This is a genomic window from Streptomyces sp. NPDC096323 (assembly GCF_040302845.1).
Classification (GTDB): Bacteria; Actinomycetota; Actinomycetes; order Streptomycetales; family Streptomycetaceae; genus Streptomyces.
The window spans coordinates 37515-59205 of sequence record NZ_JBEOSI010000004.1 but is presented as its reverse complement, the minus strand read 5'-3'; the positions used below and the strand labels follow the sequence as shown (position 1 = coordinate 59205).

The following is a 21691-nucleotide window of genomic DNA, read 5'->3' as shown; positions in this document are numbered from 1 at the left end:
ATTTCCCGCCGTTGAGCCTTCGAAGGCGGGTTTGACAGACGTCCTCGGCGGTCGTCGGTGACAATGCCGGTGTACCGTCCGAAGAACAGTCTTTACTCACAGCAGCATTTACCTACGGGCAGGAGGGACGGGGCGACTTCGCTCCGTATGGATGGACGTGAAGCGATACTTCCGTGGGCCGGTCATGTGGATCGTGCTGGCCGTCCTCGCCGTGGTCGTGTTGATGCAGGTCGTCGGCTCGGGTGGCGGCTACAAGACGGTGGACACCGGCAAGGTGATCCAGGCGATCAGTAAGAACCAGGTGGAGCAGGCCAAGCTGACCACCGGTGACGATCACATCATCAAGATCGAGCTGAAGGACGGCCAGAAACTCTCCGGCGAGTCCGGCAGCAAGTTCCAGGCGAGCTACATCGGCAACCAGGGCGTCCAGCTCGCCGACACGCTGCAGAAGAAGTTCGAGAGCGGTGACATCGACAAGGGTTACACCGTCTCGCCGTCGAAGCAGTCCCCGTTCGTCTCGATCCTCTTCTCGCTGCTGCCGTTCGTCCTCATCGTGGTCGTCTTCCTGTTTCTGATGAACCAGATGCAGGGTGGCGGCTCCAAGGTCATGCAGTTCGGCAAGTCCAAGGCCAAGCTGATCACCAAGGACACCCCCAAGACGACCTTCGCCGATGTGGCGGGGTCGGACGAGGCGGTCGAGGAACTCCACGAGATCAAGGAGTTCCTGCAGGAGCCGGCGAAGTTCCAGGCCGTCGGCGCCAAGATCCCCAAGGGTGTCCTGCTGTACGGGCCTCCCGGTACGGGCAAGACGCTGCTCGCACGCGCCGTCGCCGGCGAGGCGGGCGTCCCGTTCTACTCGATCTCCGGGTCCGACTTCGTCGAGATGTTCGTCGGTGTCGGCGCCTCCCGTGTCCGGGACCTCTTCGAGCAGGCCAAGGCGAACGCCCCGGCGATCGTCTTCGTCGACGAGATCGACGCCGTCGGCCGGCACCGCGGCGCCGGTATGGGCGGCGGTCACGACGAGCGCGAGCAGACGCTCAACCAGCTGCTCGTGGAGATGGACGGCTTCGACGTGAAGGGCGGCGTCATCCTGATCGCCGCCACGAACCGGCCGGACATCCTCGACCCGGCGCTGCTGCGCCCGGGCCGTTTCGACCGGCAGATCGCGGTCGACCGGCCGGACATGCAGGGCCGACTGGAGATCCTCAAGGTCCACCAGAAGGGCAAGCCGGTCGCACCGGACGTCGATCTCGGCGCCGTCGCCCGTCGTACGCCCGGCTTCACCGGTGCCGACCTGTCGAACGTGCTGAACGAGGCGGCGCTCCTGACGGCGCGCGGCAATCTGAAGCTGATCGACAACAACATGCTCGACGAGGCCATCGACCGCGTCGTGGCGGGTCCGCAGAAGCGGACCCGGATCATGTCCGAGAAGGAGAAGAAGATCACCGCGTACCACGAGGGCGGACACGCCCTGGTCGCGGCGGCCTCACCTCAGTCGGACCCGGTCCACAAGATCACGATCCTCTCCCGCGGCCGCGCCCTCGGTTACACGATGGTGCTCCCGGAGGAGGACAAGTACTCCACGACGCGCAACGAGATGCTCGACCAGCTGGCTTACATGCTGGGCGGGCGCGCGGCCGAGGAGCTGGTCTTCCACGACCCGACCACCGGTGCTGCGAACGACATCGAGAAGGCCACGGCAACGGCCCGCGCGATGGTCACGCAGTACGGCATGACGGAGCGGCTCGGCGCGATCAAGTTCGGTGGCGACAACACCGAGCCGTTCGTGGGCCGCGAGATGGGCCACCAGCGCGACTACTCGGAAGAGGTCGCCGCGCTGGTCGACGAAGAGGTCAAGAAGCTCATCGAGACCGCGCACAACGACGCGTGGGAGATTCTTGTCGAGAACCGCGACGTTCTGGACGCCCTGGTTCTCCAGCTCCTTGAGAAGGAGACCCTCGGCAAGGCGGAGATCGCGGAGATCTTCGCTCCGATCGTCAAGCGTCCGGCCCGTCCGGCGTGGACCGGGTCCGCCCGGCGCACGCCGTCCACCCGGCCCCCGGTGCTCTCCCCGAAGGAGCTCGCCCTCACCAACGGCGCCACCACGGCGAACGGCTCGGTCACGGACACGGTTCCGGTGACCGAGACGATCCCCGAGGAGCGTCCGGAGAGCTAGTGCCCTTCCCGGTGTGGCCCCTCTCACGGGGCTGCACCGGGCCCGGAATGGATGCCGCGTCCCCCAGGTTTTAGCCTGGGGGACGCGGCTTTTCCCTTGGGGCCTGTTCGGACAGGTTCCATACCTGCGCGGATGTCCGCGCAGTGACAGTTCGAGGAACGAGGCACAGATGACCGACCCGGTGACGCTGGACGGCCAGGGTTCGATCGGCGAGTTCGACGAGAAGCGGGCCGAGGCGGCTGTACGCGAGCTGCTCATCGCCGTCGGCGAGGACCCGGACCGGGAGGGGCTGCGCGAGACGCCGGGACGGGTGGCGCGTGCGTACAAGGAGATATTCGCGGGCCTGTACCAGGAGCCCGAGGACGTACTGACGACCACGTTCGACCTGGGCCACGACGAGATGGTGCTGGTCAAGGACATCGAGGTGTTCAGTACCTGTGAACACCATCTGGTGCCGTTCCGCGGGGTGGCCCACGTCGGGTACATCCCGGCGACCAGCGGCAAGATCACCGGTCTCTCGAAGCTGGCCCGGCTGGTGGACGTCTACGCCCGCCGGCCGCAGGTGCAGGAGCGGCTGACCACGCAGATCGCCGAGTCCCTGATGCAGATCCTGGAGCCGCGCGGCGTCATCGTCGTCGTGGAGTGCGAGCACATGTGCATGTCGATGCGCGGGATCCGCAAGCCCGGGGCGAAGACGCTCACCTCGGCGGTCCGCGGACAGCTCCGCGACCCGGCCACGCGCGCCGAGGCCATGAGCCTGATCATGGCGCGCTGACGGCCGGCCGGCCGGAACGGGCCCGCGGCCATGGCGCCGGCGCCCCGGCCGGAACGGGCCGTGGGCTACGCGGCCGCCCCGGTCTTGTTGTCGTCCTCGTCGTCCGGGAGCTTGCAGACGCGCTCCAGGAACAGGGCCGCCGCGACCACCGCGATCCCGGCGAGGACCGCGAGGCCCGCGTAGATGGCCTGGTCGCGGCGGGGCGGGATGTCGAGGGAGCCGAGCAGGAAGACGCCGGTGCCCCCGTACATCCCGGCGACCAGGGCGACGACGAGGGCGCTGGCCTGGCCGAAGACCACGGCACGGGCGGCCATCAGGGGCTCGACGCCCTTCGCGCCCGGCCGGCGCTCGCGCTGGGCGCGCAGCCGGGAGCGGAGGGAGAGCGCCGTCGCCAGCAGCACCGCGGCGATCACCGCGAGCACGACGGGTGCGGCCAGTGGTACGGCCGGCAGGGTGCCGAGGGAGTCCCAGAGGCGGGCCGCGCCCCAGGACAGCACCCCGGCGGCGGCGAAGAGGCCGGCCAGTACTCCGAGCCGTAGTTGCTTCACCGGGTGAGCCGCCTCTCGAACCTGTGGATGTCCTGCCTACTCTCCGAGCCTAACGACTACTCGGGCAGCCGGAGTTCCAGGTCGGCCCGGGGCAGTACGCCGCCGCGGCCCACACCGTCCAGCAGAGCCGCGACCGGGCCGGCGCCGGGCAGTTGGGCCTCCGGATCCACGTCGTGCCACGGCGCGAGCACGAAGGCGCGCTCACGGGCCCGGGGGTGGGGGAGGGTGAGGTCGGGGTCGTCGGAGACGACGTCGGCGTACGAGACGATGTCCACGTCGATGGTGCGCGGCCCCCAGCGCTCCTCACGGACCCGCTCGAAGGCCTCTTCGATGGCCTGGCCGCGTTCCAGGAGCGAGGACGGGGGCAGTGTCGTCTTCACGACGACGACCGCGTTGAAGTACGACGGCTGGGAGCCGGGCTCGACGCCCCACGGCTCCGTCTCGTACACCGGGGAGACCGCCTTCACCCGGAGGCCCGGGGTGTCCTCCAGGGCGTCGATCGCGCCCTGAAGGGTTTCCAGGCGGTTGCCCAGGTTGGAGCCCAGGGAGATGACGGCGCGTTTCGGGTTGGAGAGGGTGATGTCCGCGGCGTCCACCTGCGCGACCACGGAAGCGGGAACCGGCTGTACGGTCGGGTCGCTCTGCCCCTCGGTGAAAAATGCAGTCATGATCGGCTCCGGGTGATGGTGACGGTGACGTCGTCGAAGGGGACGGTGATGGGCGCATCCGGCTTGTGGACCACGACCTCCACCTCCTCGACGCCTTCGTGCTTGAGGCACTGCTGGGCGATGCGCTCCGCGAGCGTCTCGATCAGATCGACCGGTTCGCCCTCGACCACGGCGACGACGTCCTCGGCGACGACGCCGTAGTGCACGGTCTTCGTGAGGTCGTCCGCGGCTGCCGCGGGGCGGGTGTCGAGGCCCAGCACCAGGTCCACGATGAACGTCTGTCCCTCTTCCCGTTCCCGGGGAAAGACGCCATGGTTCCCACGGGCCTTGAGGCCGCGCAGCGCGACACGATCCACGCGAATCACTCCTGCTGTTGTTGTCGAAGGGGGCATGGAGCCACGTGCGGGCGGCTGCGTACCCATTTTTCCGAATCTACCTGCGAGCGCCGACAGTCCTCCCCCGCGGGGGCTACGGACACGGCCGTACGGGAACTGGTAGCCGCTGATACCCCGATGCCGCCCGTCCCAATCACACCCGGGCCCGGGTATCGCGCCGCTATCTGCCCCCTACCCCGTCAGGAGGGCGAGTCCTCGTCCTCGTCCTCATCGGTTTCGGAGAGCACGGGCGAGCCGTGGTGGGACCAGAGCTTCCAGCCGTCCGGGGTGCGGCGGAACACATTGGTCGCGACGACCAGTTGGCCCACGAGCGGCCCCAGGGAGCTGCCCTCCTCGGCGGGGCCGCCGCTCAGGATGTTCTCGGTACAGGTCACCAGGGCGGTGTCGCCCGTCATCGAGACCCCGACATCGGTCAGAAAGAACTGGATGTACTCCGTGTTCGCCATGATCAGGGCGTAACTGCGCAGCACCTCGCCGCGTCCGGTGAGCACCGGCCAGCCGGGGTGGACGCAGGAGACGGTGAGGTCCTCGCCCGGCAGCCAGAGCGCGGTCAGCTCGTCCAGGTCGCCGCGCTCCATGGCCTCGTAGAAGGCGGTGTTGGCCCGCTCGACCGCCTCGATGTCGGCGGCGGCGGAGGCCTGCTCGTCCTGCGGCTCGTTCACGCGGCTCCCTCGACGGCGCGGGCGACCCGGACGGCGTCGGCGGTGGCCCGGACCTCGTGGACCCGGACGGCCCAGGCGCCGGCCCGGGCGGAGAGCGCGGAGACCGCGGCGGTGGCGGCGTCGCGCTCGCGGGCGGGCGGCGGCGCGGCGCCCTCACCGGCCAGCACATGGCCCAGGAACCGCTTGCGGGAGGCGGCGACCAGCAGCGGGCGGCCGAGCCCGTGCAGCGCGTCCAGCCGGGCGATGAGCGACAGGTCGTGCGCGGCGCCCTTGGCGAAGCCGAGGCCCGGGTCGATCACGATCCGTTCGGGGGCGACACCCCCGGCGACGACGGCGTCCATCCGGACCCGCAGCTCCTCGACGACCTCGGCGACGACGTCCCCGTACACCGCCCTGCTGTTCATGGTCTCGCTGAAGCCGCGCCAGTGCATGACGACGAACGGCACCGCGGCGGCGGCGACGACCGGGACCATGTCCGGGTCGGCGAGCCCGCCGCTCACGTCGTTGACCAGGACCGCTCCCGCGGCGACGGCCTGCTCGGCGACCCGGGCCCGCATGGTGTCCACGGAGACGGTGACCCCTTCCGAGGCGAGGCCCCGGACCACCGGGACCACCCGCCGCAGCTCCTCGGACTCGTCCACCCGGCTGGCGCCGGGGCGGGTCGACTCACCGCCGACGTCGACCAGGTCGGCACCCTCGCCGACCAGGTCGAGGCCGTGCTTGACGGCCGCCGTGGTGTCGAACCAGCGGCCCCCGTCGGAGAAGGAGTCGGGGGTCACGTTGACGACACCCATGACCGCACAGCGGTCCCACTCCGGCAGGCCCTGCACCGTGCCTCGTCCATGCAACGTACTCATACGACCAGCGTAGGCCCTGGCCCCCAGGGCCAGAGGTCACGCGGGGTGGACCCCGTGCTCCGCCGTGTGGGTCCGGACGTGCGCACAGGGGCGCCGCCCGGCCGTCGGCAGCCGGCGGGCCAGCGGGCGGGGGAGCGCGAAGTTCACGAAGCCCTCGGCCTGCATGGCGGCCAGCGAGATGCGCGGCAGGTCGCGGGCGGTGCGGTAGACCACGAACCGGGGTTCCCAGCGGGGCCGGAACTTGGCGTTGAACTTGTACAGGGACTCGATCTGGAACCAGCGCGAGAGGAAGACCAGCAGCCCGCACCAGACCCGCAGCACCGGCCCGGCCCCCAGCTTCTCGCCCCGCGCCAGGGCGGAGCGGAACATCGCGAAGTTCAGCGAGACACGTGTGATGCCGAGCCGGGGCGCGGCCTGCAGGGAGGCGACGATCAGCAGCTCGTTCATCCCCGGGTCCGCGGCGCGGTCGCGGCGCATCAGGTCGAGGGACATCCCGTCGGCGCCCCACGGGACGAAGTGGAGCACGGCCTTCAGATCGCCGTACGGGGAGCCCGCGTCCTGCTCGTCGGCCTTGTGGGCGGTGGCGACGAAGCAGTCCTGGTCGGCGCCGTCGCCGATCCGGCCGAGCGCCATGGAGAAGCCGCGCTCGGTGTCCGTGCCGCGCCAGTCGGCGGCGGCCCGCCGGATGCGTACCAGTTCCGCCTCGCCGATGTCCGCCACGCGCCGGACCCGCGTCTCGTATCCGCCGCGCTCAATGCGTTTCACCATCTGGCGCACGTTGCGCATCGCGCGTCCGGCGAGCGAGAAATCCGCGACGTCCACCACCGCCTCGTCGCCGAGTTCCAGGGCGTCGAGTCCCGTCTCGCGGGTCCAGACCTCGCCGCCGGTCTCGCTGCAGCCCATCACCGCGGGGGTCCAGGAGTGGGCCCTGGCCTCGTCCATGAAGCGTTCGATGGCGCCGGGCCAGGCCTCCACGTCGCCGATCGGGTCGCCGCTGGCCAGCATCACCCCGGCGACCACGCGATAGCAGACGGCGGCCTTGCCGCTGGGCGAGAACACCACGGCCTTGTCGCGGCGCAGCGCGAAGTGGCCCAGCGAGTCGCGGCCGCCGTGCCGCTCCAGCAGGGCGCGCAGCCGGGCCTCGTCGTCCTCGGTGAGTCGGGCGGCCGGGTGCTCGGGCCGGAAGGCGAGGTAGATCGTCGTGACGGCGGTCAGCAGGCCGAGCGCGCCGAGCGAGTAGCCCACGGTCCAGGAGGTGTCGCCGGCGTAGTCGACCGGGCCCTCGAAGCCGAACAGCCCGTACAGCACGTGCTGGAGCCGGTCGGCGATGCTCGGGTTCCCGACCAGACGGCCCGGGTGGACGCTGACGATGACCAGGCCGAGCCCGAGCGAGCCCGCTCCGAGAAGGACGAAGTTGGCCAGCGCCCGCCAACGGCTGCGGGGGTCGGGGAGTGCGGCGAATTCACTCCGGTGGCGCACCAGCAGATAACACAGCGTCAGTGAGACGACGGCGCCCAGGAGGGAGTGCCGGTAGAGGAACTGGGCCACCGCTCCGGCCGGGAGCAGGACGACGGCGGCCCGCCAGGCCCGGCGCTTGTGCCGCTTCAGGCCGTGGGCCAGGAGGAGCAGCAGGACGCCGGCGCTCAGGGAGAGCGCGGCGGCGAAGGGGCCGAGGGCTCCGGGGAGCACCTCGGCGAGGGTGTGCATACGGCTGTGCCGGAAGCGCGGGAAGACACCCGCGCCGACGTCGATCAGGCCGACGGCGGTGCAGGCGGCACCGACGAGTGCCGGAACGGTCTCGGGTCGCGGACCGCGTACGAACCTGCGTACACCGTTCGGAACCGATCTCGATTTATCCCCATCTAGCGTGACAGACATCGCTTCCCGTGGTTCCGCGAGAGATTCTTGGAGTCCGGCGGCCGGAGCGCTGCGGACGAAGTGCGACCTCTAGGACGAGCCTTCCGGGCCGTGGGTTCACCCATGACCAGGAAATTTCCTGACAAGAAAGTTTTACCGCCATGGGCCTTACCGGCAACGCAGTGCTGATCCTCGCGATCGCGCTGGCCGTCGCGTTGTTCGCCGTCACGATCTGGTTCTGGCCGAGGCTCGCCCGGCGCAGCGTCCGTGTGGTGTTCGGCAGGGTGGGCCTGCTGCTGGCGACCCAGGTGGCGGTCTTCGTGTCCGTCGGTCTGATGGCCAACAACTCGTTCCTCTTCTACGGCTCCTGGGCCGATCTGTTCGGGCAGAAGCAGGAGCTGGGCGTGGTGACCGACCACGCCCAGGGGACGCTCGCCGAGAAGAACATCGTCCGGGTGGGGACCCAGCGGCCCGACGTGCCGGGGGGCTCGCGGCCCGCTGCGGCCGGCCGGATCGACAAGGTCGTGATCGCCGGGCGGAAGTCGGGGGTCGAGACCTCGGCCTATGTGTACCTGCCGCCGGAGTACTTCCAGGAGGCGTACGCCCGCCGGAAGTTCCCCGCGGTCGTGGTGCTCACCGGTTACCCGGGCACCTCGGAGAACCTCATCAAGGGACTCGCCTACCCCAAGACATCACTCGAACGGGTGCGGGCCGGCCGCTCGCAGCCGATGATCCTGGTGATGCTGCGGCCGACGCTGGCGCCGCCGCGGGACACCGAGTGCGTGGACATAAAGGATGGCCCGAAGACCGAGACGTTCTTCGCGGACGATCTGCCGCCGGCGATCTCGGCCGCCTACCGGGTGGGGCACCACGCCCGCAACTGGGGGATCATCGGCAATTCGACCGGTGGCTACTGTGCCCTGAAGATCGGCTTGCACCATCCCGCCCGGTTCACGGCGAGCGCGGGGCTCTCCGCGTACTACAAGGCGGCCGAGGACCCGACGACCGGTGATCTGTTCCACGGTGACCAGCGGGCGCGCGAGCGCGCCGACCTGCTGTGGTCCCTGGACCACCGGCCACAGCCCGACTCCTCGTTCCTGGTGACGACCTCGCGCCGGGGGGAGTCGAACTACGCGGACACGCGGAAGTTCCTGGGCAAGGTGAAGCGGCCCGCGCAGGTCTCGTCGATCGTGCTGGACAGCGGCGGGCACAACTTCAACACCTGGCGCCGGGAGATCCCCGCGGTCCTGGACTGGATGAGCAGCCGGCTCAGCGAGAGCTGACAGGCCCTCGCTCGCCCGCCGGTCCGGGCCCTGCCGCTTCGGTGCTTCACCGCCGGTCCGGGCCCTGCCGCTTCGGTGCTTCACCGCCGGTCCGGGCCCTGCCGCTTCGGTGCTTCACCGCCGGTCCGGGCCCATCGCTTCGGTGCTTCGTCGCCGTACCGCCTACCGCTTCGGTGCTTCGCCGCCGGCCTTCGCGACGCCCGCCACGCTCTCGACGGCCACCTCGGCGCGCGGGACGGCCCGGTCGTCCGCGCTGATCGAGCGGCGGAGCGCCTCGTGGAGGCGGGCCGGGGTGAGCACGCCCAGGAACCGGCCCTCGCTCTGCTCGTCGACGACCGCGATCCAGCCGGCGTCGTGCTGGAGCATGGTGGCGAACGCCTGCTTGAGCGGTGCGCCCAGGGGCAGCCAGGCCTCCATCCGGCGGGCGTGCTCACGGACCGTGCCCCGGTCGCCGGTGAGCGCGTCGCCGGCCGGGATCCAGCCGTGCAGCCGGCCGTCGCCGTCCAGCACCACGGCCCACCGCGCCCCGTCCGCGCGCAGCCGCTCGGTCGCCGTGGCCAGCGGGTCGTCGAGGCGGACGACGGGCGGGCGGTCGAGGTCGCTCTCCTCGACGGGGGTGACCGAGAGCCGCTTGAGCCCGCGGTCCGCGCCGACGAAGTCGGCGACGTAGCCGGTGGCCGGGGCGCCGAGGACGGTGGCCGGTGAGTCGAACTGCTCGATCGAGCCCTGTCCGTAGACGGCGATACGGTCGCCGAGCCGGACGGCCTCCTCGATGTCGTGCGTCACGAACAGCACGGTCTTGCGGACCTGGGCCTGGAGCCGCAGGAATTCGTTCTGCAGCCGTTCCCTGACCACCGGGTCGACGGCGCCGAAAGGCTCGTCCATCAGCAGCACCGGCGGGTCGGCGGCCAAAGCGCGGGCGACACCGACCCGTTGGCGCTGACCGCCGGACAATTGCTCGGGATATCGGTCGCCATAAACGGAAGGGTCGAGTCCGACGAGGTCGAGGAGTTCCGCCGCGCGGGCGCGGCCCTTTGCGCGTTTCCAGCCGAGGAGATGGGGGACGGTCGCGGTGTTCTCCAGTACCGTCCGGTGCGGAAACAGGCCGACCTGCTGGATCACATAGCCGATGCGGCGGCGGAGTTGGACGGGGTCGATGGCGGATATGTCGTCCCCGTCGAGAAATATCCGGCCCTCGGTCGGTTCGATCAGCCGGTTCACCATCTTCATCGTGGTCGTCTTGCCGCAGCCCGACGGTCCGACGAGCGTGACCAGTTCACCCTCGGCGACCTCGAAGGAGAGGTCGTCGACGGCGGTGGTGCCGTCCGGATACCGCTTGGTGACGTGCTCGAAACGGATCATGGTTCCCCATTGTGGCGCGTGTTCTGTGAAGGACGTGTTGCTGGAATACAACGGCCTCGGCGATTGTCAGTGGTCGAGGATAGGCTCGCCGGAGATCAGTACGAGAGGCGATCGGGAGGTGGGGGACGGATGGCCGGACGGAACTGCCTGGTGACGAACGACTGGGTCTGCGGGGAGTATCTCCGCTCCCGTTCCCAGGAGTTGACCGACGCGACGGTCCAGCACATCGGGATCACCGCGGTGTCGGTGGCGATCGGGATCGTGGTGGCCTTTCCGCTGGCGCTGCTCGCCCGCCGCGGCCGGCACTTCGCCGGACCGGTTCTCGGGCTGACGACGGTGCTCTACACGGTGCCGTCGCTGGCGATGTTCTCGCTCCTGCTGCCGCTGTTCGGGCTCTCGGCGGCGCTCGTCGTCACCGGACTCGTGCTGTATTCGCTGACCATTCTCGTACGGAACATCCTGGCGGGCCTCGAAGCGGTTCCGCAGGAGGCGAAGGACGCCGCCCGGGGAATGGGGTACGGGCCGGTGCGGCTGCTGTGGGAGGTCGAGCTCCCCCTCGCCATGCCCGCGCTGATGGCCGGGATACGGATCGCCACGGTGTCCACGATCGCGCTGACCACGGTCGGATCGATCGTCGGCCGCGGCGGCCTGGGCAATCTCATCGAGGACGCCCTGCCGAGCTTCTTCAAGGCCCAGGTGCTGGCCGCCTCGGTGCTCTGCGTGCTGCTCGCCGTGGTCGCGGATCTGCTGCTGCTCGGCGTGCAGCGGCTGCTGACCCCCTGGACCCGGATACCGGCCGCCCGCGATGCCGTGAGCCCGGCCGGCCCGGCGAAGGCGGTCTGAATCCATGGGAGTTCTCGGCGAGGCCTGGACCTGGCTCACCACCGGCGCCAACTGGTCGGGGGAGGGCGGCGTGGGCCACCGGCTCGGTGAGCATCTGTACGTCAGCGGGGTGGCGCTCGCCCTGTCCTGCGCCATCGCCCTGCCGCTGGCTCTGTACCTGGGACACATCGGGAAGGGCGGCGCGCTGGCCGTCAACCTCTCCAACGTGGGCCGGGCGATCCCCGTCTTCGCGGTGCTGGCCCTCTTCATGGTCTCGCCGCTGCGCAACGCGGGATATGTGCCGACGATCATCGCTCTGGTGCTGTTCGCCGTTCCGCCGTTGCTGACCAACGCCTACGTCGGGATGACGGAGGTGGACCGTTCGGTGGCGGAGGCCGCGCGGGGGATGGGCATGTCCGGCGGCCAGCTCTTCCTCCGTGTCGAGCTGCCGCTGGCCTACCCCCTGATCATGACGGGGCTGCGCTCGGCCGCAGTGCAGGTCGTGGCCACCGCGACGATCGCCGCGATGGTCGGCCAGGGCGGCCTCGGCCGGATCATCACCGCCGGCTTCAACACGTACAACACCCCGCAGGTGGTCGCGGGCGCCCTGCTGGTCGCCGTGCTCGCGCTGCTGGTGGAGACGGTCCTGGTCGGCCTCGACCGGCTGCTGTCACCGCTGCGCCGCCGCCGGACGGCATGAGCGCCCGGCCGGCCCATCCAACCGATAACGCCTATCGCATATGGCCTCGTTGCCGTGGACGGAGAACAACATGAGCAGGACCTCACGCATAACCGGCGCGGTCATCGGCATCGTCGCGCTCGCGGGCTCGCTCGCCGCCTGCGGTGGCGACAGCCTGGAGAAGGACAAGGGCGGATCCGCCGCGTCCGCCGGGGACAAGGACTCGGGGAAGAAGGGCTCACTGGTCGTCGGCGCCGCCGCCTTCACCGAGTCCAAGGTGCTCGCGCAGCTGTACGCCGGAGTCCTGGCCGACGCCGGATACAGCACGTCGGTCACCACGGTGAAGAACCGCGAACTCTACGAACCCTCGCTGGAGAAGGGGGAGATCGACGTCGTACCGGAATACGCGGCGACGATCGCCGAATTCCTCAACGCGAAGGCGAACGGGGCGAAGGCGGCCGAGTCGAAGCCCGTCGCCTCGGGCGACATCGCGGCCACGGTCGCCGCGCTGGAGAAGCTCGCCACTCCGCGCGGCCTGAAGGTGCTGCCGGCCGGACAGGCCGTCGACCAGAATGCGTTCGCGGTCACCAAGGAATTCGCCGACAAGCACAAGCTCAAGTCGCTTTCGGATCTCGGCGCCTCCAAGGTCAAGGTGAAGATCGCGGCGGGTGACGAGTGCGAGGTCCGGCCGTTCTGCGCGCCCGGCCTGAAGAAGACGTACGGCATCGACGTCACCGGCATCGACCCCGCGGGAGTCGGCACCCCGCAGTCCAAGCAGGCGGTCAAGGACGGCAAGGACCAGCTGGTCCTCACCACCACCACGGACGCGGTGCTGGACCCCTTCGGTCTGGTCCTCCTGGAGGACGACAAGAAGCTCCAGAACGCGGACAACGTGCTGCCCGTCCTCAATGCCAAGGACGCCGGCGCGCAGGACATCGCCGACGCGCTCGCCAAGCTCACCGCCGCCCTCACCACCCAGGACCTGGCGGAGCTGAACCGCAAGGTCGACGCCGAGCGCGCCAAGCCCGCCGATGTGGCGAAGGAATACCTGGAGACGAAAGGGCTGATCAAGAAGTAGCGCTGCGGGACAGCCCTTGGACTTCAGGCCGGAATGAGGGGTTCAGGGGCCGTCAGGTAACTGCCCGGGAACAGATTGCCGGGCAGCTCCCCAAGCGGACCGTACGCACGGTAAATTTCAGGCCATGCCACGTGGACGCCATCGCCATTCGCCACCTCTGCACAGAATCCTTCCGCCTTCGGCCGTCGCCGGAGCAGCGGCCCTCTGTGCCGCGGGAGCCTGGCTGCCCGCCGAGCCGCTGATCCTGCGCGCACTGGTCGCCGCCGCGGCGGCCGCCGCCGTCACCGGCGCGTATCTGATGCGCAGCTGGGACCGGGAGGCGGGCCGTCGCGTCGCGGAGCTGACGCGCGCCCGCGCCGGTGACGAATGGCGTGCCGAGGAACGCGTGGCGGAACTGGAAGCCGATCTGGAGGAGTCGCGCGAGCTGCGCGCCCGCCTGGAGACGAAGCTGCGCCGCAAGCGCGTGGAGCTCGCCGGGCTGCGGGGCGAGCACGCCGCACTGCTGCGCAGGTACGCCAACGCCGAGACCGAGCGCGCCAGTGTGCTGGAGAGCCGCCGTCAGCTGGCGCTGGAGGCTGCCGCGCCGGCCCGCGAACTGCCCGCCGCGCGCAGCACCCCCACCCCGGCCGCGTATCTGCGCGCCGCCCAGGCTCTCGACGACCTCTCGCGCAACGGGGCACTCCAGGAGGCGCGCCGCACGGCCGAGCGGGCCAGGAAGCGCGATCTGGCGGAGCGGGCCCGGGAGACGGAGGAGCCGCAGGGGAAGCACGCGGCGGCCGCGGCCGCGCCGGCAGCCGACTCGGACGCCGAGCAGCACCGCCGGCCGCAGGCCGCCCTGCCCGCGACCCGGCCGTCCCAGGCCCTGCCCTCCCCGCGCCCGGTGCCGGCCGCCAGCGCGGTCGTTCCGTACGCGGCGTCCCGCCGCCATCTGGTGCCGCAGGGCAGCTTCGACTTCTTCGGTACGCAGAAGGCGCACGCCGCGATCGAGTCCGTGCAGAACGAGGACCTCGCCGATGTGGTGGGCGAGGAGGCGCTGGCCGCGCACCGCACGGGCACGGCCGAGAACCGGGCCGTCGGCAAGGTCATCGACCTGACCGCGCACGACGAGACCGAGCAGCTGGACGTGGCGGAGCTGCGCACCGCGATCTCTTGAGGCGGGAGCGTCTCTTGACGCGGAAGGCGACGGCTACTTGTCGATGTCGCCGACGACGAAGAACAGCGAGCCGAGAATCGCCACCATGTCGGCGACGAGCGTCCCCGGCAGCAGTTCGGTCAGCGCCTGGATGTTGTTGAACGAGGCGGAGCGGAGCTTCAGCCGGTACGGGGTCTTCTCGCCCTTGGACACCAGGTAGTAGCCGTTGACGCCGAGCGGGTTCTCCGTCCAGGCGTAGGTGTGGCCCTCGGGGGCCTTCAGCACCTTGGGCAGCCGCTGGTTGATCGGTCCGGGCGCGAGGTCCGCCATCCGGTCCAGGCAGGCGTCCGCCAGGTCCAGCGCGTTGTGCGTCTGGTCCAGCAGGCACTCGAACCGGGCCAGGCAGTCGCCCTCGGTCCGGGTGACGACCTTCAAGGTGTCCTGCAGCTCCCCGTACGCCAGGTACGGCTCGTCGCGCCGCAGGTCGAAATCGACGCCCGAGGCGCGGGCGATCGGCCCGGACACCCCGTAGGCGTGCACGGCCTCCGCCGACAGGACGCCCACCCCGCGGGTACGGCCCCGGAAGATCTCGTTGCCGAGCACCAGCTTGTCGTACACGTCCATCCGGGAACGGACCGAGGCGACGGCGTCCCGGGCGCGGCCGAGCCAGCCCGCCGGGAGGTCCTCCTTGAGGCCGCCGACCCGGTTGAACATGTAGTGCATCCGGCCGCCGGAGACCTCCTCCATCACGGCCTGGAGCTCCTCGCGCTCCCGGAACGCGTAGAACACCGGGGTGATCCCGCCCAGCTCCAGCGGGTACGAGCCGAGGAACATCAGGTGGTTGAGGACCCGGTTCAGCTCGGCGAGCAGGGTGCGGGTCCAGACCGCGCGCTCGGGCACCTCCATGCCGAGCATCCGCTCGACGGCCATCACGACGCCCAGTTCGTTGGAGAACGCCGACAGCCAGTCGTGGCGGTTGGCGAGCATCACGATCTGGCGGTAGTCGCGGGCCTCGAAGAGCTTCTCCGCGCCGCGGTGCATGTAGCCGATGACGGGCTCGGCGTGCTGGATGCGTTCGCCGTCCAGGACGATGCGCAGACGGAGCACGCCGTGCGTGGAGGGGTGCTGGGGGCCGATGTTGAGCACCATGTCGGTGCTTTCCGCTGCGCCGCCGATGCCGACCGTGGTCTCCGTCATGCCGACAGTATTGCCTGCGGCCCGGCTTCCCGGGGCTCCGCCCCGGACCCCGCGCCTCAAACGCCGGCGAGGCCGGATCCGGCCCGGGCGCCTCAGTCGCCGGCCGTGCCCGGGGGCACCCGTTGGATCAGCCAGCCGAAGTCGCCCAGCCCGCCCCGTGCGGTCAGTTCCGCCGCCTCGCCCGCCGAGGCCAGCGCGCGCACGTACCCCGCCGGATCGGTCGACGCGAGCGACAGCGGCGGGCGTTCACCGCTGACGCCGAGCTCCCGCAGCGCCTCGCGCTGGCTGCGGATGTCCGCGCCCGGCCCGCCCGCCGCAGCGCACGCGTCCAGCGCCACGTGCGCGGTGAGGTCGCAGCTGCCGTCCGGCACCGGCCGCACCTCCCGCCCCGCCCGGAACCCGGTCAGCGTGCCGAACGGCGGCCGCTCCTGCCGTACGTGCATGTAGTCGACCGCCACCGCGAGCCCGCCGGACAGGGTGGCCACCGCAGCCGCCCACGCCTCGTCGCGCGGGCGGCCGATCTCGGCCCTGCCGCCCGGCCCCGCCGACGGCCACCAGCGGCGCAGCCAGTCCGCGTCCGCCCCGCTCACCGGTTCGCCCAGCCGCTCGGCGCCGTCCGCCGTCCGCACGAGGACGTACCGTTCGACGCCGTCCGGGTCCGTCTCGGCGACCGGCAGCGGCACGTTGTCCAGCCACTCGTTGGCGAACAGCAGCCCGCGCACCCCCTGAGGCGGCTTCGCGCACCACCGCACCCGTGCGTCCAGGCCGGGCGGACGGGCGGCGAGTTCGACGGCGTACGCCCGTACCGTGAGACTCCCGCCGCCCTCGGCCGGCAGCGCGGCGAGCACCCCCGTCAACAGCTCCCCGCGCCCCGCCCCCAGATCCACCAGGTCCACGCACGGCGTTCCCAGTTCCGCGGCCGTCCTGACCAGCAGCCGGGCGACGGCCGCGGCGAACAGCGGGGAGGCGTGGACCGAGGTGCGGAAATGCCCCGCGGGTCCTTCGGGGCTCCGGTAGAACCCCCCGTCTCCGTACAAAGCGGTCTCGGCCGCCTCCTGCCACCCACGCCACTCATCCGTCACGTTCACAAGTCTCCACCTTGGGGAGTACGGTCTCCGGACCTGGATCGGCCCTCCGGCTGACCCACGCCCCCCTCGGACTTCCCTACGCTGGGTTACGTGCAGCGCCTCTACGACTTCATCCGCAGACACCCGACGGGCGTCGACACCTTCTGGGCTGTCTTCCTCCTCGGGATCTCCGGCATGACGATCGTGGTCGGCGACGTCGGGCACGGCGGTCGCGGAGAGCGCATCGCCATAGTGCCGATCGTCATCGGTCTCTGCCTCGTCGTCGCGCTGCGGCGGCGCGCACCCGAGAAGATGCTGCTGCTCGCCATCGCGATGGGCGTGGCCCAGCTGGCCTTCGGGGTCAGACCGACCGTCGCGAACTTCGCCATGCTGGTGATCACCTTCACCGTGGCCACCGTCGGCGAACGCTGGGCGTCCCGGCTCGCCCTGGTCTGCAGTCTGAGTGCGGCGGCTCTCTCCCAGCTTCGCTGGCCGGACGAGGAGGGGGCGCCGCGCGGCTGGGCGGAGTCGGTGTTCGTCGTCGTCGTGATGACGGTGCCCTTCGTCCTCGCCTGGGTGCTCGGCGACTCGATGCGGACCCGGCGGGCCTACTTCGACCAGCTGGAGGAGCGCGCCGCCCGGCTCGAGCGGGAGCGCGAGGCCCAGTCGAAGGTCGCGGTGGCGGCCGAGCGGGCCCGTATCGCCCGCGAGCTCCACGACGTCGTCGCGCACAACGTCTCCGTGATGGTGGTGCAGGCGGACGGCGCCGCCTATGTGATGGACGCGGCCCCCGACCAGGCCCGGCAGGCGCTGGAGACCATCTCCGGCACCGGCAGGCAGGCGCTCGCGGAGATGCGGCGGCTGCTGGGTGTGCTGCGCACGGGGGACGCGCCGGAGACGGGGGAGTACGTCCCGCAGCCCGACGTCGAGCAGATCGAGGACCTGATCGAGCAGGTCAGGACGGCCGGTCTGGCCGTCGACTTCAAGGTCGAGGGCACCCCGCGCCCGCTGCCCAGCGGAGTGGAGCTGACGGCGTACCGCATCGTGCAGGAGGCCCTGACCAACACCCGCAAGCACGGTGGTCCGAACGCCGGGGCCAGCGTGCGGCTGGTCTACTTCGACGACGGGCTCGGCCTGCTGGTCGAGGACGACGGGCGGGGCGCGGCGCATGAACTGTACGAGGACGGCGGCGCCGACGGCGCGGGCCACGGCATGATCGGTATGCGCGAACGGGTCGGCATGGTCGGCGGCACACTGGACGCCGGACCGCGTCCCGGCGGCGGATTCCGGATCAGCGCGCTGCTGCCGCTCAAGGCCGCCGACTGAGACTTCCGGTGAGCGGCCCGACGCAGAACGAACAGGAGACAGGGACCCCATGGCGATCCGCGTAATGCTCGTCGACGACCAGGCGCTGCTGCGCACCGGCTTCCGGATGGTGCTCGCCGCGCAGCCCGACATGGAGGTCGTCGCCGAGGCCGGCGACGGCGCGGAGGCGATCGAGAACCTCCGCTCCACCGCCGTCGACGTGGTGCTGATGGACGTGCGCATGCCCCGGCTGGACGGTGTCGAGGCCACCCGCCGCATCTGCGCCCAGCCCGACGCTCCCAAGGTGCTCATCCTGACGACGTTCGACCTCGACGAGTACGCCTTCTCGGGGCTGAAGGCAGGGGCCAGCGGCTTCATGCTCAAGGACGTGCCGCCGGGCGAACTGCTCGCCGCGATCCGTTCCGTGCACAGCGGCGACGCCGTCGTCGCCCCGTCGACCACCCGTCGGCTGCTCGACCGCTTCTCGCCGCTGCTGCCCAGCGGCACGGCCGAGCCGCAGCACAAGGACGTCGCCAAGCTCACCGAACGCGAACGCGAGGTGATGCTGCTGGTCGCCCAGGGACTGTCGAACGGCGAGATCGCGGGCCGTCTCGTGCTCTCCGAGGCGACCGTGAAGACGCACGTCGGCCGCATCCTGACCAAGCTGGGCCTGCGCGACCGGGTGCAGGTCGTCGTCCTCGCGTACGAGACCGGGCTGGTGCGCGCCGGGGGCGGGGCGGGCTGAGCGGTGGGCGCACTGGTGTGGGTCAACGGCCCGTTCGGCGGCGGCAAGACGCAGACGTCCTACGAGCTGAAGCGGCGGCTGCCCCGCAGTGTGGTCTGCGATCCCGAGCACGTCGGCTTCGGGCTGCACCGGATGCTGCCGCCCGCGCTGCGCGGGGACTTCCAGGATCTGCCGGTCTGGCGGCAGGGCGTGTACGACATGCTCACGCTGGCCCTGGACGGGCATCCCGGCACGGTCATCGCCCCGATGACCCTGGTCGACGCCGGCTACTTCACGGAGATCGTCGGACGGCTGCGCGAGGACGGGCACGCGGTGCACCACTTCGCCCTGCTCGCCGAGCACGCCACGGTGCTGGGCCGCCTGCGCGAACGCGGCCTCGGGCGCGGCCTCAAGCGCGAGAGCTTCGCCGTCGCGAAACTGGACCACTGCCTGGAGCGGCTCGCGGCCCCGGAGTTCGCCGAGCACATCCGTACGGACCGGCTGACCGTTCCGCAGGTCGCCGACCGGATCGCCGCGTCGGCGGGCCTCACCGTGCTGCCGGACACGGACAGCGCGCTGCGGCACCGGGTGCGGCGGGCCTGGACGGGCATCCGGCACATCCGGTTCGGCTGAAGAGGCCCTCCCGCTCAGCGGAGGATGCCCTCCAGGAAGTCGGTGCCGAGCCGCGCCACCACGGTCAGGTCCAGCTGGTGCAGTACGTACCGGCCGCGGCGCCGCGTCGTGACCAGGCCCGCCTTCTTGAGCACCGTGAGATGGCGGGAGACCTCGGGGGCCGTGATGCCGTTCGTGTCGGCGAGTTCCCCCGTCGTGTACGGCGAGCGGGCGATGTTGCGGCACAGCCGCATCCGCATCGGGTGGGCCAGCGCCTCCAACCGCAGCCGGAGCTGTTCGACGGAGGCGGGGGAGGGCAGCTCGGGCCGGTGCACGGGGTAGTGGATCACCGGGCGCCAGCCGGGGGCGTGCAGCACCATCAGATGCGGCCGGCCGAGGCTGGTCGGGATGAGGGTGAGTCCGGGGCCGACGGCCGGATCGGTGGCGTCGGTCGAGCCCTCGGTCAGCTTGTCGACGCTGATCCGTTCGCCGCCCTCGTCGACGGAGAGCGCGGGCGAGACGGCCCGCACGGCCTCGGCGATCCCCTTGTGCCGCAGCAGATCCGTCTTGTGCCGCGCGTCGGCCACGAGCGGGCCCCGCACCCGCTGCCAGGTGTCCGCGAAGAACGCCTGGTCGCAGTCCTCGAACAGGCGCCGGATCCAGCGGCGGACGGGGGCGGGGTCGGCCAGCAGCCGCTGGGTGAACTCCACCTGCCGCGGGCCGCGCGCCGCCGCCATGTCCAGGGCCCGCGCCCGCATGCCGGGGTCGTGGAGCGGGGAGGCCGCGCCGGTCCCATACAGGTTCGCGCAGGTGAACTCCAGGGCTGCGGCGACGAACCGCTCGTCGTCCAGCCGGTCCAGGAGGTCCAGGTCCCCGGCGAGGTCCGCGCCCGTCCTGCCGTTGCCGCCGAGGACGCCGGCGAACGGCATGAAGATGTCCGAGAACGTGTTCCGCCACAGGAAGTCCGCTTCGTGCAGCCGGTCGGCCAGGTCCGGTTCCAGCGACGTGGCGACGGCCGTCGCCCAGCCGTGCAGCTCGGGGTGGTGGCCCGGCTCGGAGAGCGCATGCAGGGCGACCCCCAGCTCGACGAGGGGGGAGGTCTCGAAGACGATGTGCCGGGGGTCGAGGCCCGCGATGCCGATGGTTACGCTCACCCGTCCATGGTGCGGGGTGAGCGGGACGGCCCGGACACCGATGGGCGGGCCGTCGTCGATCGGTCGGCCCGCCGGACTCGCCTCACTGCTGCCGGGTCACCCGCTCCAGGAACTCCGCCGCCGCCGCACGGACGTCGGCGGCCGTCCACTCCAGCCCCGCCTCCGCCACCGTGACCTCGGTGAACGACACTCCGGGCGGGCCCGTGGCGGCCGGGTGCCACATGCGGAACAGGGCCACGCCCGTCTCCTCCGCCTGACGCACGGACGCCTCTGCGAGGACGTCGGCCGGGTAGGGCAGCCACACCTGGAACTGGTGCGTGTGCGGCGGCTCCGGACGCACCCGGAACCATGCGGCACCGGCCTGCGCGAACCCCTCGGACAGCGCCGCGGCCACCACCTTCGCCTGTGCCACGTACGACGGCAGCTTCGGCAGCTCCCGGTCCAGGCCGATCAGGGCGGCGAGCGCCGCCGGGAACTGCTGGAAGAGCTGACCGCCGTACCGGTGCCGCCAGGTGCGGGCCTCCTCGATCAGGGAGGCGGAACCGGCGAGCGCCGCCCCGGAGATCCCGCCGAGGGTCTTGTAGAACGACACGTACACGCTGTCCGCGAGCGCCGCGATCTCCGGCAGTTCCCGCCCGAAGTGGGAGGCGCACTCCCAGAGCCGGGCCCCGTCGAAATGCACCACCGCGTCGCGCTCGCGCGCCGCCGCCACGACGGCCTCCAGCTCCTCCCACGTGGGCAGGACGAAGCCCGCGTCACGCAGCGGCAGCTCCAGCATCAGGGTGCCGAAGGGCTCCGCGAAGTCGCGGATCTCGTCCGCGGTGGGCAGCCGGGGCTCGGTCGTCGGGTGGACCGTACGCAGCCCGCTGACCGCGGACAGGGCGCCCCGCTCGTGCACCTCGGGGTGGGCGAGCGGATGCAGGGCCACCGTCGGGTTGCCGGTGCGCCCGGCCCAGCAGCGCAGCGCGACCTGCTGCGCCATCGTCCCGGTCGGGAAGAACGCGGCGGCCTCGGTGCCGAGCAGTCCGGCGATCCGCCGCTCCAGCTCGGCGACGATGCCGTTGCCGTAGATGTCGGCGGGCCGGTCGAGATCGGCGACCGTGGCCGCGCCCGCGGTCAGCGCCGCCAGCTGCTCGCCGAGCGGGCGGTCCACCGGTGAGCGGGACAGGATCTTTTGGGCCTTCCGCCACGCGGCGATACGGCGCAGCCGCTGCGGATCGGGCTCCTCGTCCCCGTATCCGCCGGTGGCCTGCGGCCCGTTCGTCACCTCGTCGTGCACGTGCTCGTCCATGTCTGCCATGGGACGATCATCACGTAGAACGCGGCGGCTGCGTACGG

At 71.2% G+C, this 21691-nt stretch carries 21 protein-coding genes; 10 read left to right on the top strand and 11 right to left on the bottom strand.

Features of this window, described 5'->3' with window-relative positions; genetic code table 11:
- Positions 1-151: 151 nt before the first annotated feature.
- Entirely contained in the window at positions 152-2176 is a 2025-nt protein-coding gene (ftsH, locus tag ABTX18_RS11620) for an ATP-dependent zinc metalloprotease FtsH (RefSeq protein WP_352122544.1), read from the top strand.
- A gap of 169 nt (positions 2177-2345) precedes the next feature.
- Positions 2346-2951 carry a GTP cyclohydrolase I FolE gene (gene folE / locus ABTX18_RS11615; RefSeq protein ID WP_352122543.1) on the top strand — a complete coding sequence of 202 codons (606 nt, stop codon included), beginning with the start codon at positions 2346-2348 and terminating at the stop codon, positions 2949-2951.
- Positions 2952-3016: 65 nt separating this feature from the next.
- Here folE and ABTX18_RS11610 read toward each other — a convergent pair whose 3' ends face one another.
- The 6 genes from ABTX18_RS11610 to ABTX18_RS11585 all read right to left on the bottom strand — a co-directional run bounded on the left by ABTX18_RS11610 (position 3017) and on the right by ABTX18_RS11585 (position 7959).
- A complete protein-coding gene (locus tag ABTX18_RS11610) occupies positions 3017-3499 on the bottom strand; it encodes a DUF3180 domain-containing protein (protein ID WP_352122542.1) in 483 nt (160 codons plus the stop codon).
- Between the two features lie 56 nt (positions 3500-3555).
- On the bottom strand, positions 3556-4167 hold the full coding sequence (gene folK / locus ABTX18_RS11605) for a 2-amino-4-hydroxy-6-hydroxymethyldihydropteridine diphosphokinase (RefSeq protein ID WP_352122541.1): 612 nt from the start codon (positions 4165-4167) through the stop codon (positions 3556-3558).
- Positions 4164-4523, bottom strand: coding sequence for a dihydroneopterin aldolase (gene folB, locus ABTX18_RS11600; RefSeq protein WP_352122540.1), 360 nt, complete (start codon positions 4521-4523; stop codon positions 4164-4166). The genes folK and folB overlap by 4 nt, the downstream gene beginning before the upstream one ends.
- A gap of 218 nt (positions 4524-4741) precedes the next feature.
- Complete coding sequence (locus tag ABTX18_RS11595) at positions 4742-5224, bottom strand: nuclear transport factor 2 family protein (RefSeq protein ID WP_352122539.1); 483 nt, start codon at positions 5222-5224, stop codon at positions 4742-4744.
- Positions 5221-6081 carry a dihydropteroate synthase gene (gene folP / locus ABTX18_RS11590; protein WP_503061127.1) on the bottom strand — a complete coding sequence of 287 codons (861 nt, stop codon included), beginning with the start codon at positions 6079-6081 and terminating at the stop codon, positions 5221-5223. Before folP ends, ABTX18_RS11595 begins: the two co-directional genes overlap by 4 nt.
- A gap of 36 nt (positions 6082-6117) precedes the next feature.
- Positions 6118-7959 (bottom strand): phosphatidylglycerol lysyltransferase domain-containing protein, encoded by a 1842-nt coding sequence (locus tag ABTX18_RS11585; RefSeq protein ID WP_352122538.1) that lies wholly within the window; start codon positions 7957-7959, stop codon positions 6118-6120.
- A gap of 140 nt (positions 7960-8099) precedes the next feature.
- Here ABTX18_RS11585 and ABTX18_RS11580 point away from each other — a divergent pair, with 140 nt between their 5' ends.
- The gene (locus ABTX18_RS11580) at positions 8100-9221 is read left to right on the top strand and encodes an alpha/beta hydrolase (protein WP_352122537.1); all 1122 of its coding nucleotides are present in this window, start codon (positions 8100-8102) and stop codon (positions 9219-9221) included.
- Between the two features lie 162 nt (positions 9222-9383).
- Here ABTX18_RS11580 and ABTX18_RS11575 read toward each other — a convergent pair whose 3' ends face one another.
- Positions 9384-10583, bottom strand: coding sequence for a betaine/proline/choline family ABC transporter ATP-binding protein (locus ABTX18_RS11575; protein WP_352122536.1), 1200 nt, complete (start codon positions 10581-10583; stop codon positions 9384-9386).
- Between the two features lie 129 nt (positions 10584-10712).
- On the opposite strand from ABTX18_RS11575, the gene ABTX18_RS11570 reads away from it, so the two are divergent.
- From ABTX18_RS11570 to ABTX18_RS11555, 4 genes are all read left to right on the top strand, one after another.
- A complete protein-coding gene (locus ABTX18_RS11570) occupies positions 10713-11426 on the top strand; it encodes an ABC transporter permease (protein ID WP_352122535.1) in 714 nt (237 codons plus the stop codon).
- A gap of 4 nt (positions 11427-11430) precedes the next feature.
- The gene (locus tag ABTX18_RS11565) at positions 11431-12105 is read left to right on the top strand and encodes an ABC transporter permease (RefSeq protein WP_352122534.1); all 675 of its coding nucleotides are present in this window, start codon (positions 11431-11433) and stop codon (positions 12103-12105) included.
- Between the two features lie 70 nt (positions 12106-12175).
- On the top strand, positions 12176-13162 hold the full coding sequence (locus tag ABTX18_RS11560) for an ABC transporter substrate-binding protein (protein ID WP_352122533.1): 987 nt from the start codon (positions 12176-12178) through the stop codon (positions 13160-13162).
- Positions 13163-13286: 124 nt separating this feature from the next.
- Positions 13287-14315 (top strand): hypothetical protein, encoded by a 1029-nt coding sequence (locus ABTX18_RS11555; RefSeq protein WP_352122532.1) that lies wholly within the window; start codon positions 13287-13289, stop codon positions 14313-14315.
- A 33-nt stretch (positions 14316-14348) separates the two neighbouring features.
- Here the strand turns inward: ABTX18_RS11555 and ABTX18_RS11550 are convergent, their stop codons facing one another.
- Both ABTX18_RS11550 and ABTX18_RS11545 read right to left on the bottom strand, forming a co-directional pair.
- Complete coding sequence (locus ABTX18_RS11550; RefSeq protein WP_136326460.1) at positions 14349-15491, bottom strand: NADH-quinone oxidoreductase subunit D; 1143 nt, start codon at positions 15489-15491, stop codon at positions 14349-14351.
- Positions 15492-15583: 92 nt separating this feature from the next.
- Positions 15584-16573, bottom strand: coding sequence for an SAM-dependent methyltransferase (locus ABTX18_RS11545; protein ID WP_352123070.1), 990 nt, complete (start codon positions 16571-16573; stop codon positions 15584-15586).
- A 96-nt stretch (positions 16574-16669) separates the two neighbouring features.
- On the opposite strand from ABTX18_RS11545, the gene ABTX18_RS11540 reads away from it, so the two are divergent.
- From ABTX18_RS11540 to ABTX18_RS11530, 3 genes are read left to right on the top strand one after another with little or no spacing between them, the layout of a single operon-like run.
- Positions 16670-17884, top strand: a complete 1215-nt coding sequence (locus ABTX18_RS11540; protein ID WP_352122531.1) for a sensor histidine kinase — start codon at positions 16670-16672, stop codon at positions 17882-17884.
- A gap of 49 nt (positions 17885-17933) precedes the next feature.
- Positions 17934-18608 carry a response regulator gene (locus tag ABTX18_RS11535; RefSeq protein ID WP_351392145.1) on the top strand — a complete coding sequence of 225 codons (675 nt, stop codon included), beginning with the start codon at positions 17934-17936 and terminating at the stop codon, positions 18606-18608.
- Positions 18609-18611: 3 nt separating this feature from the next.
- The gene (locus tag ABTX18_RS11530) at positions 18612-19220 is read left to right on the top strand and encodes an AAA family ATPase (RefSeq protein ID WP_352122530.1); all 609 of its coding nucleotides are present in this window, start codon (positions 18612-18614) and stop codon (positions 19218-19220) included.
- 14 nt (positions 19221-19234) lie between these two features.
- On the opposite strand, the gene ABTX18_RS11525 is transcribed toward ABTX18_RS11530, so the two are convergent.
- Both ABTX18_RS11525 and ABTX18_RS11520 read right to left on the bottom strand, forming a co-directional pair.
- Entirely contained in the window at positions 19235-20353 is a 1119-nt protein-coding gene (locus ABTX18_RS11525) for a DUF5937 family protein (protein ID WP_352122529.1), read from the bottom strand.
- Between the two features lie 82 nt (positions 20354-20435).
- Positions 20436-21653, bottom strand: coding sequence for a threonine aldolase family protein (locus ABTX18_RS11520; RefSeq protein WP_352122528.1), 1218 nt, complete (start codon positions 21651-21653; stop codon positions 20436-20438).
- Positions 21654-21691 lie beyond the last annotated feature (38 nt).